The sequence below is a fragment of the Pseudoalteromonas sp. KJ63-1 genome (genome assembly GCF_055808145.1).
The window spans coordinates 280,728-294,143 of the sequence record NZ_JBVVRL010000002.1 but is presented as its reverse complement, the minus strand read 5'-3'; the positions used below and the strand labels follow the sequence as shown (position 1 = coordinate 294,143).

General features: G+C 40.7%; 8 protein-coding genes. 3 read left to right on the top strand and 5 right to left on the bottom strand.

The genetic code is table 11. The features are described 5' to 3' along the window. Positions 1-73: 73 nt before the first annotated feature. Positions 74-2,092 (top strand): S9 family peptidase, encoded by a 2,019-nt coding sequence (locus tag AC0L7Q_RS17785; RefSeq protein ID WP_413403432.1) that lies wholly within the window; start codon positions 74-76, stop codon positions 2,090-2,092. A gap of 1,340 nt (positions 2,093-3,432) precedes the next feature. Here the strand turns inward: AC0L7Q_RS17785 and AC0L7Q_RS17780 are convergent. After that, entirely contained in the window at positions 3,433-5,034 is a 1,602-nt protein-coding gene (locus AC0L7Q_RS17780) for an isocitrate lyase (protein ID WP_008110760.1), read from the bottom strand. Positions 5,035-5,272: 238 nt separating this feature from the next. On the opposite strand from AC0L7Q_RS17780, the gene AC0L7Q_RS17775 reads away from it, so the two are divergent. Next, the gene (locus AC0L7Q_RS17775) at positions 5,273-7,465 is read left to right on the top strand and encodes a malate synthase G (RefSeq protein ID WP_413403430.1); all 2,193 of its coding nucleotides are present in this window, start codon (positions 5,273-5,275) and stop codon (positions 7,463-7,465) included. 105 nt (positions 7,466-7,570) lie between these two features. Here AC0L7Q_RS17775 and AC0L7Q_RS17770 read toward each other — a convergent pair whose 3' ends face one another. The 4 genes from AC0L7Q_RS17770 to AC0L7Q_RS17755 form a co-directional block, all read right to left on the bottom strand. Then, the gene (locus AC0L7Q_RS17770; RefSeq protein WP_010388706.1) at positions 7,571-8,296 is read right to left on the bottom strand and encodes a YebC/PmpR family DNA-binding transcriptional regulator; all 726 of its coding nucleotides are present in this window, start codon (positions 8,294-8,296) and stop codon (positions 7,571-7,573) included. A gap of 682 nt (positions 8,297-8,978) precedes the next feature. Further along, positions 8,979-9,596, bottom strand: a complete 618-nt coding sequence (locus tag AC0L7Q_RS17765) for an HAD family hydrolase (protein WP_413403428.1) — start codon at positions 9,594-9,596, stop codon at positions 8,979-8,981. Between the two features lie 227 nt (positions 9,597-9,823). Next, complete coding sequence (locus tag AC0L7Q_RS17760) at positions 9,824-10,318, bottom strand: DUF6702 family protein (protein WP_138606453.1); 495 nt, start codon at positions 10,316-10,318, stop codon at positions 9,824-9,826. Between the two features lie 2 nt (positions 10,319-10,320). After that, positions 10,321-12,702, bottom strand: coding sequence for a M1 family metallopeptidase (locus AC0L7Q_RS17755; RefSeq protein WP_418157365.1), 2,382 nt, complete (start codon positions 12,700-12,702; stop codon positions 10,321-10,323). A 475-nt stretch (positions 12,703-13,177) separates the two neighbouring features. On the opposite strand from AC0L7Q_RS17755, the gene AC0L7Q_RS17750 reads away from it, so the two are divergent. Further along, positions 13,178-13,414 (top strand): hypothetical protein, encoded by a 237-nt coding sequence (locus AC0L7Q_RS17750; RefSeq protein ID WP_413403425.1) that lies wholly within the window; start codon positions 13,178-13,180, stop codon positions 13,412-13,414. Positions 13,415-13,416: the final 2 nt, after the last annotated feature.

Here is a 13,416-nt window from a genome sequence, read left to right as displayed (position 1 = left end):
TCGTCGCATCTGACTATAAATTATCCCTCCACTACCCTATAAATAGATTAGTGATTTAAAACAGGGATAAACAATGAAAACGCTTTTAGCTATGAGCCTTATACTAGGTAGCAGCCACTTGGCCGTTGCCAATACCGATACATTGCAACTTCAAGATATATTCAACCTAGAATATGCCAACCAAATAGATATTACTAACGACGGTAAAACAGTGTATTTTGTCCGCAACCGCATGGATATTAAAACCGATCGCAAAGTCGGTAATATTTGGTCTGTTGATTACAATACAGAACAACTACAGCCCTTAACATCAGGTGTATTTATGGACTACTCGCCTGTGTTGTCACCCGATGGACAGCGCCTTGCGTTTATCTCTAACAGAGATGGCAGTAATCAAATATACATGAAGTGGCTTAAAACGGGTGCTGTGGCAAAAATTAGTAATCTTACTAATGTACCTCGCTCAATCACCTGGTCACCTAATTCTAAACAACTGGTGTTTAGTATGTTTGTTCCTGAAATAAGCTCACCCCCTGTCAGTTTACCAGGTAAACCTAAAGGCGCTAGCTGGGCAGAGCCGGCTAAATTTATTGACGATGTTTACTACCGTGCAGATGGCAGAGGCTATAGTCAAAAAGGATTTAATCAGCTATTTACTCTTAATGCGAATGGCGGCAATGCACAACAACTCACTAACGATAACTTTGATTATAATGGCGGTGTAAGCTTTAGTAAAAACGGCGAATTACTTTATTTCTCAGCCAATAGACACGCTGAACATGCACTCAAGCCAACCAATAGTGAAGTGTACCAGCTTAATTTAAACACGTTAGAGATCATCGCACTGACCGACCGAAATGGGCCAGATCAACAACCTCAGGTCTCACCTAACGGTCAGTACCTTGCTTATACTGGCTACGATGACAAGCGCACTAACTATGAAAATACTCAGCTTTATATTCGTGATTTAAAAACCGGTGATACCCAAAGTCTGACTAGCGATTTCGATCGCAGCGTTGGCCAAATACAATGGAGCGCAAATTCAAAAGGCCTCTATTTTAGCTATGCCAATGAAGGCCAAACCGCACTCGCTTATCAACCTCGAAGTGGTAAACGAAAGGTGATTACTGAACAAATAGGTAGCGTGGCGTTTGGTCGCCCTTATTCTGGTGGTGATTTTGATATTAGTGAAAATGGTGACATTGCGTTTACACTGGCTGATACCCAGCGCCCTGCTGATGTAGCTACAATAAAGAGAGGTACAGTAAAGCGTTTAACCGATTTAAACTCAGATGCACTACAAACTAAACAGCTCGCCAAGGTTGAAGAGTTATGGTTAAAATCAAGCCATGATGAGTTACCAATACAAGGCTGGGTTGCTTACCCGCCGGGTTTTGATACATCAAAAAAATACCCACTGGTGCTTGAAATTCACGGTGGCCCTGTTGCTAACTATGGCCCTCACTTTAGTGCCGAAGTACAACTATTTGCCGCTAAAGGAAATGTCGTTTTATACATGAATCCGCGAGGCAGTGACTCGTACGGTAAAGAGTTTGCGCAAACTATTCACCATAATTATCCAAGCAACGATTACGATGATTTAATGACAGGTGTTGACGCGCTAATTGATAAAGGTTTTATTGATGAGTCTAAATTGTTCGTTACCGGTGGCTCTGGCGGTGGTGTATTAACCGCATGGATTGTAGGCCACACAGATCGCTTTGCTGCAGCTGTTGTTGCTAAGCCTGTGATTAATTGGATCAGCTTTGTACTAACTGCCGACTTCTATCCATTTTTTGCCGATTATTGGTTTCCGGGCAAACCTTGGGACCATATTGAGCATTACATGAAGCGCTCACCAATCAGTTATGTTGGCAATGTTAAAACCCCAACCATGCTACTGACTGGTGAAGCAGACTACCGTACGCCAATTTCAGAAACAGAGCAGTTTTATCAAGCGTTAAAATTACAAGGGGTTGATACCGCCATGGTGCGCATTCCAAACGCTTCACATGGTATAACTGCTCGTCCATCAAATTTAATGACTAAAGTGGCTTACATTCAGTGGTGGTTTGATAAGCATTCGAAGTAAAACGTAGAGTTATGAGTGACGAGCTATATAAGCTCGTTGCTCGAAGCTCGAAGCTCGAAGCTCGAAGCTCGAAGCTCACAAGTGTAAACCCCCTTTACAGCAATAATGTGAGTAACCCCTTACATACTTAAGCTAAATATCGGACTTAGCTTAAAACTGAGTTGGTAAAAATTCGGTTTATACTAACTCAGCTCCTTTGAGTTAGTAAAAATTCGGTTTGAGTCACTGTTTATAAGCCCTCAGTTAGTAAAAAAATGTTTTATAAGCAGCAACAGTTAGTAAAAAATCGGTTTATTACTTTCCAAACCCCGGTTAAAAATCTTTAAATTAAGCGTTTAAGTGACCAAATTAAGGATTATAAAAGCAAATCGACCCTTAACAATGGAGATAGTGGCTGTTTTTAACCTTGTTAGTTAAAACCTGATCTGCATTTTAACTAGCTAGTTAAATCGTGATCTGCTTTTAGTAGCTTAGGGTCTGTTGACCTTTGCGGATTGAAATTTGTTCAAACTAAGGGCGGTTTAATCGCGGCGCGAGGTTTGTAACCTAGTGGGCTCGATAACTGCTCCTGCGTTATTCTACTGGCTTACATCCATGTAAGAATAAGTAAAAACCGAGCAAAGCTTCCGCGTCCTGCTCACGCCCCTTACCTACATCCATGTAGGCAACAAAGAGTAAATCGCCCCTAGGCAGAACCCTTTGGGCAACGCCTGTTTGGCATTGATGCTGCGTTATCGCCTATTTATGGGGAGTAACCACATATACCCAAATTGCCTTAATATACAGAATTCAGCGTTTCACAGGGACTTTATATCAAGGCGTTCCCTTTGCAATAATGGTCGTCCCTTTTAAAAAGGAACAACGAAGGGAGTAAGTTTCTGTGAAACGCCCTACGGGTTGGTTTAAAAGCTATTTATACTGCGTTATTGATTTTAACAAGGGAATAACCATTATTTTCAATCAATGCCTTGTCAAAATAACTTTTAATTCCAACTGAAACTCGCAGATTAAGGTAATTTGGGTATAGATAGGCTCTGCCTTGCCTAACTACCAAACAGACTGCTGCAAATTTAACCTTTGAAGGTCAACAGACCCTAGTTAAACTCTGATCTATATGCGGTAAAAAGTGGTTAATTTATTGTACTTACACGTGTCAAAGCGCAATCAAACTATCAAGCTCTGACTGCCGAGTCATATACATCCTTTAAATTTAATTTACACTTTTAAGCTGCATTACATCCCTGAATAACTAGCTAGTAAAATACTGATCTATTAAATTTTGCCTTTATGCAGGCATAAAAAAGGGCCTTGCGGCCCTTAAGTAACACTATCTAGTTGAATTAGAATTGGTTCATGGTGTTAGCTTCACCACCGGCTTTAAGTGCATTCTCACCAGAGAAGTACTCTTTGTGCGTATCACCAATGTTAGAGCCTGCAAGGTCTTGATGCTTAACTGACGCTTGCTCACGACGGATTTCTTGACGTTGTACGTCACGTACATAAGCCAGCATACCTAAGTCACCGAAGTAACCTTCAGATAGAATATCTGTGCTTAGTGCCGCTGTATGGTACGTTGGCAATGTGATTAGATGATGGAAAATACCTGCTTCACGTGCGCCATCGCGTTGGAAGTTTTGTACTAATAAGTCAGCGGCTGCTGCAAGTTCTGTTGCATCCATTTCTGGAGCCATAAGCGCTTTGTTGTCATCAATACTTGGGTAAGCGCTAAGGTCACGACCTGCTTCTTGCCACTCTTGGTATACTTGCTCACGGAACTTAAGCGTCCAGTTGAACGACGGTGAATTGTTGTATACTAATTTAGCATCTGGAACTTGTTCTTTAACGCGATTTACCAGCTCTGCAATTTGTTTTACGTGTGGTTTTTCTGTTTCAATCCACAGTAAATCAGCGCCTGACTGTAAGCTAGTTACACAATCTAGTACTACGCGGTCTTTCTCAGTGCCTTCGCGGAACTGGTATAAACCGTTATCTAGGCGTGTAGGCTTACAAAGTTGGCCATTAAGCTTCATTGCCGTTTCGCCTTCATTTAAATCTTCAACGCTGTTTACCGGTGTTGTTTCTAAAAATGCATTGTATTGGCTTGCTAAGTCACCTGGTTTTTGCGAAACCGGTACTTTTTGCGTTAGGCTTGCACCTAGTGAATCGGTACGTGCAACGATAATGCCGTTATCAATACCTAGCTCTAAGAACGCGTAACGTACTGCGTTAATTTTAGCTAAAAAGTCTTCATGAGGAACGGTAACTTTACCTGCTTGGTGACCACATTGCTTAGCATCTGATACTTGGTTTTCGATTTGAATAGCACAAGCACCCGCTTCAATCATCTTTTTAGCAAGTAGGTAAGTCGCTTCTTCGTTACCAAAACCTGCATCAATATCAGCAATGATTGGTACAACGTGCGTTTCAAAGTTATCAATTTTATTAAGCACGGCTTGAACGTCGCCGCCGTTTGCTTTTGCATCGTCTAGCTCGTTAAATAAATGGTCAAGTTCACGTGCATCAGCTTGCTTTAAGAAAGTGTAGATTTCTTCGATAAGTGCTGGTACTGATGTTTTTTCGTGCATACTTTGATCTGGAAGTGGGCCAAACTCAGAGCGAAGCGCTGCAACCATCCAGCCACTTAGGTATACGTAGCTGCGTTTAGTTGTTTTTTGGTGACGCTTAATTGCCATCATCATTTGTTGCGCAGTAAAACCATGCCAACAACCTAAAGACTGCGTGTACTGGCTTGTGTCTTTGTCGTATGCTGCCATGTCTTCACGCATAATGTCAGCAGTAAATTGTGCAATATCAACACCAGAGCGAAAACGGTTTTGTAAACGCATGCGAGTTGCGTATTCAGGATTAATAGTTTTCCATGCACTGCCTTGTGATTGGCATAGTGTTGCTAGTGTATCTGTTTCGCCTTGATATGTTGTCATAATAAAGTCCTTCGAACGGGTATTAATATTTATTGTTGAGAGAGTGACTACATCGCGTTAGCTCTGTAGCGCTTAATTAAACATTAGGCTTATTTTTTAGATTTAGTAAATTTATAGTTGTTATTGCGGCTATACATATAGTGAATGGTTAAAAAGCACTCAAAGCGACTTTTTTGCGATATGGTAAGTGTACGCATATAAAAAATGCACTCTGTCGGACCGTTTAAGGATTTTAATTATGAGCCACACTCTCACTCATTCTGGACTCAGCGTTGATAAGCAACTAGCTGAATTTGTTAAAAAACAACTACTACCTGGTACCCATCTAGACGAACACCAGTTTTGGAAAAGCTTTGCTCATATAGTGCAAACACTTACTCCGCTGAACAAGTCGCTACTCGCTAAACGTGAACAATTACAAAAGCAGATTGATGACTACCATGTTGCTAATAAAAACGGTGATCAAGCCCAGTACCAAGCGTTTTTAAAAGACATTGGCTATTTAGTTGATGAACCTGAAGACTTTAATATTGAAACCCTGAATGTAGAGCCAGAAATAGCATTGACTGCAGGGCCACAGTTAGTGGTACCGGTTAGTAATGCCCGTTTTGCTTTAAATGCTGCTAATGCACGTTGGGGCTCACTTTACGATGCACTATACGGCACAGACGTACTCAGTGAAGACGATGGTGCAGAGAAAGGGACTCAATACAACCCAGTGCGCGGCTTTAAAGTAATGGCTTACGCCAGACAGTTTTTAGATAAAGCGCTACCGCTTGAAAATGGCTCGCACATCGAAAGCACTAATTATTCAATTGTGGATGGCGCACTTGCTATTACATTACGCGACAGCTCGCACACTACGCTTAAAAACCCTGAACAACTCGTTGGCTATCAAGGTGAGGCACAAAACCCAAGTGTTATTTTACTTAAAAACAATGGATTACATGTTGAGCTGCAAATAGATCATCACCACCCTATTGGCCAGGCTGATAAAGCAGGGCTAAAAGATGTGGTACTTGAAGCGGCGCTGACCACTATTATGGACTGTGAAGACTCCGTTGCTGCAGTAGATGCCGAAGATAAAGTGCAAGTGTACAAAAACTGGTTAGGCTTAATGCAAGGTAACTTAGTTGAAACGTTTAGAAAAGGCGACAAAATGGTCGACCGTACGTTACAAGCCGATCGTCAATACACAGGTCTTGATGGCCAAAAACTGACCCTAAAAGGGCGCAGTATGATGTTTGTGCGTAACGTTGGGCATTTAATGACAAACCCTGCCATTACCGATGTAAGTGGTAATGATGTGTTTGAAGGCATCATGGATGCCATGTTCACCGCAACAGCCGCACTGCACGATTTAAACACTAAAAATGCCATTCAAAACTCAACTGCACAAAGTATTAATATTGTAAAACCAAAAATGCATGGCCCTGATGAAGTGGCATTTGCTAACACTTTATTTGGTATGGTTGAAGATGCACTAAGCTTGCCTAAAAACACCCTTAAAATGGGTATTATGGACGAAGAGCGTCGTACATCTGCTAACCTAAAAGCCTGTATTCATGCAGCTAAAGAGCGTGTTGTATTTATTAACACCGGCTTTTTAGACCGCACCGGTGATGAAATACATACCTCTATGCAAGCCGGTGTTGTACTGCCTAAAGCCGCTATTAAAGCACAGCCTTGGATCAGCGCTTATGAAGATCGTAATGTTGATATTGGCCTAGCCTGTGGCTTAAGCCACAAAGCACAAATTGGTAAAGGTATGTGGGCAATGCCCGATAAAATGGCGATGATGATGGAGCAAAAAGTTGCCCACCCTCAATCAGGTGCAAATACGGCTTGGGTACCCTCTCCTACTGCCGCTACATTACACGCAATGCATTATCATGATGTTGATGTATTTAGCCTGCAGCAAAGCATTGCCACGCGCCAAATAGCAAGCCTAGAAAGCTTACTAACACCACCGCTAATGCCAAACCCAGAAACACTATCAAAAGAAGATATTCAAAGTGAGCTTGAGAACAACGCGCAAGGCATTTTAGGTTACGTAGTACGCTGGATTGACCAAGGAATAGGTTGTTCTAAAGTGCCTGACATTAACCATATTGGCTTAATGGAAGACAGAGCGACCTTACGTATTTCAAGCCAGCATATCGCCAACTGGCTGTATCATGGCGTATGCAGTAAAGAGCAAGTACAAAAAGTGATGGCAAAAATGGCTAAGGTTGTTGATGGCCAAAATGAGCATGATAGCCTTTACACCCCCATGGCAAGCAATGAGCAAACATTAGCTAACAGCATTGCCTACCAAGCGGCTTTGGCACTAGTATTTGAAGGTGTTAGCCAACCTAGCGGTTACACTGAGCCACTACTGCACAGCTACCGCTTAAAATATAAAGCACAGCACCATAACCTAGCTGAATAGCTAACATTTATTTAACACTAAAAAGCGCGTTTTGCCTACACAAAACGCGCTTTTTGTTTTATTAAGCGGCAAAATAGCTAAAATTCGCCTAGTTAAAACTACGAATTAATTTTTAATGGTCGCGTTGTGATAAACATTTTGTACGTCATCGCAATCTTCAAGCATATTGATAAATTTATCAAAGTTGGCAATCACTTCTTCATCCGTAATTTCAACATGTACTTGCGGTACAAAGGTAATTTCATCAACTTCAAAGTTAATGCCTTCAAATGCTTCTTCTAATGCCGTTTTAGCTTTAAAGTACTCAGTATGCGGTGCAAACACCGACACCTTGCCATCTTCGGCTTCTACATCAGTTACATCAACGTCAGCCATCATCAGCGCTTCTAACACGACTTCATCGTCGTCGCCTGCAAACCCTAAAACAGCTAGGTGATCAAACATATGAGCAACACAACCAGGTGTGCCTATTTTTGAATCTGTTTTAGTAAACGGTAAGCGCACATCTTTAATTGTACGATTAGGGTTGTCAGTTAAACAATCAACAATCACCATACAATTACCTGGGCCGTAGCCTTCGTAACGAGCTGTTGAGTAATCTTCCCCTGCCCCTCCGGCTGCTTTTTCAATTGCTTTTTCGATTACGTGCGCGGGAACTTGGTCTTTTTTGGCTTTTTCAATTAAGCGGCGCAATGTTTGATTTACATCGGGGTCGGGTTCACCACTTTTGGCTGCAACGTAAATTTCTTTACCGTACTTCGAATTTACTTTAGTTTTCGCGTTGGCTGTTTTAGCCATCGAACTTTTGCGGACTTCAAATGCTCTGCCCATCTTGTGCCTCTATTGAATACGTTCTGTTTTCGATATTTTATCAATTCAAAGCGTATTGGGCTAGTGGTTCAACATGCTATGCTGTGCAAAAGCATTTGAGTATTAATTTAAATAATACCCGTTATATTATTAGCGAAATGAAATACAGTGCAATTTAACATAACTAGGGTCTGTTAACCTTTGCGGATTGCTATTTGTTCAAACTAGGGGCAATTTAATCGCGGCGCGAGGTTTGTAACCTAGTGGGCTAAGTCAAAACCGAGCAACAAAGAGTAAATCGCCCCTAGGCAGAACCCGAAGGGCAGCGCCTGTTTGGCATTGCTGCTGCGTTATCGCCTATTTATGGGGAGTAACCACATATACCCAAATTGCCTTAATATACAGAATTCAGCGTTTCACAGGGACTTTATATCAAGGCGTTCCCTTTGCAATAATGGTCGTCCCTTTTAAAAAGGAACAACGAAGGGAGTAAGTTTCTGTGAAACGCCCTACGGGTTGGTTTAAAAGCTATTTATACTGCGTTATTGATTTTAACAAGGGAATAACCATTATTTTCAATCAATGCCTTGTCAAAATAGCTTTTAATTCCAACTGAAACTCGCAGATTAAGGTAATTTGGGTATAGATAGGCTCTGCCTTGCCTAAATACCAAACAGACTGCTGCAAATTCAACCTTAAAAGGTCAACAGACCCCAATCTTTTCAGCGTAATTTTCTACTAATGACACTAATTCATCAAACCCATGAATAACAAAGTCGGCTTGCTTGGCATACGCGGGGGTTAAATCTGGGGCATATAAACAGGCTCGCATTTTTGCATTATGAGCAGCTTGTATGTCATATAAATAATCACCAACGTAAATAATATTATCAACTGGCATTGCCCATTTGTTTGCAATCGTTAGTAAAGCACTTGGATCGGGTTTAGCAGGAGCGTCGGTTCGGGTGAGTACCGTTTCGATTGGCAACGGATTATGCTGAAGTTTCAATGAAGCCGCTTTATCAAAATTACGCGTCACGATAGCCATGGGGATATTCTTTGCTTGCAGAGCGTTAACAGCTTCAACGACACCAGGTAAAAAACTCGCGTTTTGTGCGTCAAGTAGCTCATGCTGATGGACTATATTCATTGCTTCTTCACGCATGTAGGGCGAGGGTAATTGTTCTATATACTCGAGTAGGTCTTGCTCTGCTGGGCAACCTACTTGTGCCTTAATTAATGAAAAGTTTAATTCTGATGATACTAAGGTTCCGTCTAAATCAAAAATAACACCTTTGATTGCCTCAATTTGCGTTTTCATTTCATTCCTTGTGCTAACTAGTTTGCGGATTTGCTTTACATTAAAAATGTATATCAATAGACAATTACAAAAAACTTAATCCATTACGCTCTCAGTATAGCTCATTTGATACACATTAGTTCGGTTTGTATGATTTCTGTTATGTTGGTTTTACGATGAAGTAAGTTAACGCGATCAGCTAACCTAACAGTATAAAAATGCGCACCTAAGAAAAGATGCGCAGTGGGTTAGTTAGTTTCAAATCGTGCTTCAAGCCATGTGTCGTCTTGACTAAAGTTTAACGTTTTTACTTTTCCTCGCCCCTCAACATTTACCATATTGACTTGCGCAGGCCATAAATCGCGCAGTGCGCCATTACTCATTCTAATGCCTTCAATCTCATCGGGGATCGTGGCTTCTTGGTATACCCAAAAGAACTTACCATCCACTTGTGCACCTACATAATTAAGCGTAAGTGGTTCACCCTCTAAGGTTTGCAAAGCAACATGAGACTCAACATATTTAGCAAAGCGTTTTTGGTCACGCTTGTTATCAATAATATCCACCTTGCCTTTAAATAAACTGCCAACAGCATGCTCTGTGTCATGTAAGTAAAAACGATGCATCAATTCAATATTGTGCGTGCGCTGATTAAATAACATCGTTGTAACAGATGATTTTAATTGGTGCGCCATACTCGGCGCAGCAATTAAAAAGCAAACAATAATAAGCAAAAAGCGCATTATTATTGGTCCTCGTCGTTATTTATTTCGTCTTTTGGCTCGTCTTTTTTCAGCTCTGTTTTAATATCTTGCATGATATCGCGGCTTACTTTTGCCTTACTCTTTTCACGTTTGTAGACTTCAATACGCGAAGGAATAATACGACGAGGGTAGTGATTATTTTCTACATTCACATCCGCCGTTTCCCAGCCTGAATCAACCGTTACTGATGTCAGCGGTTTGTTTTTGTCGGTAATAATCAGCTTTTGTACATTCTTGTGGTTACGACGCCAAATTTCTGCGGGAATGTAACGCTCTTCTTTAGTGCCATCTTCATAAGTTAGCTCTAAAAGAATCGGCATCACAAGGCCGCCCAAGTTTGAAAACTCCATAACATAGTAGTTTTTGTCTTCTTCTAGTGCGCGATCGAGTGTTTTACGCTCCCACGGTTTTAAGCCTTTTAAAAATTTGTTGTACGCATTACGTTCTTTATTGGTAACCGTAAAGCGATCGTTTTCGTCATAAAAATCGGTTACATCTGGGTTTTTCTCAACCCAAGTTTTTTTACCTTCAGCGCGATTACGCTCAACAAATAATGAACTTGGCTTATTCGCTTCAATATCACGTAAACGCTTAAAGTCGATATCAGGGTTTTTGGTGTCTAAACGTAATTGATATACTTTATCAAGCGAGATATCAACATGGTCTGTAGTGTAGAACCAACCACGCCAGAACCAATCTAAATCAACACCTGACGCTTCTTCCATAGTACGGAAAAAATCAGCCGGAGTAGGACGCTTATATTTCCAGCGCTGAGCATACTCTTTAAACGCAAAATCAAATAATTCACGACCAAGAATAACTTCACGTAAAATATTTAATGCAGCAGCTGGTTTAGTATAGGCATTAGGCCCTAAACGAAGCACACTGTCTGATTGCGTCATAATAGGCACTTGAGTTTCAGACTTCATGTACGCCACAATATCACGTGGCTCAACACCCCAAGGAATGGTTGGATCCCATTCACGTCCAGCAACACCATCTAAAAAGCTATTTAAACCTTCATCCATCCAAGTCCATTGGCGCTCATCTGAGTTTACAATCATAGGGAAATAAATATGCCCCACTTCGTGGATAACAACCCCGATTAAAAAGCGCTTTTCTGCTTGAGAATAAGTACGTGTGCCATCGTCTTGTAAATCTGTACGTGGACCATTAAAGGTGATCATTGGGTATTCCATCCCCCCTACAGGCCCATTAACTGACTGTGCAGTTGGGTAAGGGTAATCAAATGAATATTTTGAATATACTTCCATGGTATGTACCACAGATTCAGTTGAATATTTCTTCCATAAATCGCCACCTTCTTTAGGGAAAAACGACATCGCCATAACCAATGGTTGCTCATTCCCACCTTGTTGGTAACCTTTAGCATCCCACATAAATTTACGTGACGACGCCCATGCAAAATCACGAACATTTTCAGCTTTAAAATGCCACGTTTTTGTTTTGTCTGTACCGGCTTTTTCGTTTTCGAGTGCTTCTTCTTCAGTAACGACAAATACAGGACGTTTTGCTGTTTCAGCTTCTTTTAAACGATTACGCTGAGTACTGGTTAAAACAGAGCTTGGGTTATCAAGCTTACCGGTTGCCGATACAATATGATCCGCAGGAACCGTAATTTCAACGTCGTAGTCGCCAAATTCTAAAGTGAATTCACCGCTACCTAGAAATGGCTTGTTAGTCCATGCTTCGTAATCAGTATACGCAGCTAAACGAGGGAACCACTGAGCCACTAGGAAAATATCGTTACCGTCTTCTTCAAAGTGCTCATAACCTGCACGTGCACCTACCGCATCTTCCTCAACCAAGTTAAACGCGAAGTCCATACTAAACTCAACATCTTTACCGGGCTTTAGTGGCGTGTTTAAGTCTATCCGCATTAGAGTATCAACAACCGTTACGCGTAGCGCTTTACCATCTTCATCTTTAACATTGCTAATGGTGTAACCCAGCTCATTGTCGTTCATAAACTGCTGACGACGTAAATCACCTAAACTTAATTTAGCAGGCTTGGCATCCGGTTCGTTTTGTAGGGTACTTTTAAAAGTTTGCGTGGTTTCTGCAATCGAGTCATTTTTAAAAATGTTTTGATCAAGCTGTAGCCATAAATATTTAAGCGTATGCGGTGAGTTATTTTTATATTCAATTGTTTGACTCCCCGTTAAGCGACGCTTTTGCTCATCAAGCTTTACATCAATATCGTAATCAACTCGTTGTTGCCAGTAATTTTCTGCTGGTGCACCTGCGGCACTGCGGTAAACATTAGGGGTAGGCAAAGCTTCGTCTAGTTGACGGAATTTATCAACATAGCTGCCTTTAGTTTGCTCAACAGATGAAGCCATCACTGAGCTCGCCATTGCCAAAGGCAACACAAACGCACTCAGTGTAAATAAATTTTTTTCATTGTTAATCCTGATAGATTTTAGTAACACTACTGTGACAAATTTACTGCTAAGCTTCAATAAAATAGCGATAAAACCCTACTTTTATAGGGTAATATTCCCCACCTTTATGCAAATACCATTTGTAGTGTTTCATACAATAAAAAAGAACGTATATTTCGTTAGAAATTTAATTAAAAACAAAGGCAATTAATACGCTAAACAAAACTGTAAAGGGGGTTTACATATCACTAAAAGTAGAGATAAAACGAAAAAACACAGCTATTTTCATTAAAAATACCAAATAACGCAGTTTTAGGTTGATCTTTACTATGGTTTGTAATTAGAATCGCCCACTTTTTTAATTTGAGGGTACTTTTTTAGTGTTTCTCTCAAATATTTTGTTTTAACTAATCGTATTAAGTGTGGTGAGTTTATGGATTTTTATGTCCTAAAAAAGCAGCAAAAACTAATTGCAATACCAGCAGACGCGCAAAATTGTAAGCAGTATATTAACTCAGGCTACCTGTATATTGATAAAGTGGCTGCTTGTAATGAAACAAACGCACTAGAAGTATTACAGGCCAAAAAAGCAAAAGCATTAAAGTGGCCTTTAACAATTGCCCTTGCTGCTTTGCCGGTTATTTTTATTGCTTGGTATACTTTAACCTAAAG

Excerpts from the sequence above, each read along its gene's own strand:
- AC0L7Q_RS17785 (WP_413403432.1), top strand. The coding sequence starts at position 74 with ATGAAAACGCTTTTAGCTATGAGCCTTATACTAGGTAGCAGCCACTTG.
- AC0L7Q_RS17775 (WP_413403430.1), top strand. The coding sequence starts at position 5,273 with ATGAGCCACACTCTCACTCATTCTGGACTCAGCGTTGATAAGCAACTA.
- AC0L7Q_RS17750 (WP_413403425.1), top strand. The coding sequence starts at position 13,178 with ATGGATTTTTATGTCCTAAAAAAGCAGCAAAAACTAATTGCAATACCA.
- AC0L7Q_RS17765 (WP_413403428.1), bottom strand. The coding sequence starts at position 9,596 with ATGAAAACGCAAATTGAGGCAATCAAAGGTGTTATTTTTGATTTAGAC.
- AC0L7Q_RS17760 (WP_138606453.1), bottom strand. The coding sequence starts at position 10,318 with ATGCGCTTTTTGCTTATTATTGTTTGCTTTTTAATTGCTGCGCCGAGT.
- AC0L7Q_RS17755 (WP_418157365.1), bottom strand. The coding sequence starts at position 12,702 with ATGGCTTCATCTGTTGAGCAAACTAAAGGCAGCTATGTTGATAAATTC.
- AC0L7Q_RS17770 (WP_010388706.1), bottom strand. The coding sequence starts at position 8,296 with ATGGGCAGAGCATTTGAAGTCCGCAAAAGTTCGATGGCTAAAACAGCC.
- AC0L7Q_RS17780 (WP_008110760.1), bottom strand. The coding sequence starts at position 5,034 with ATGACAACATATCAAGGCGAAACAGATACACTAGCAACACTATGCCAA.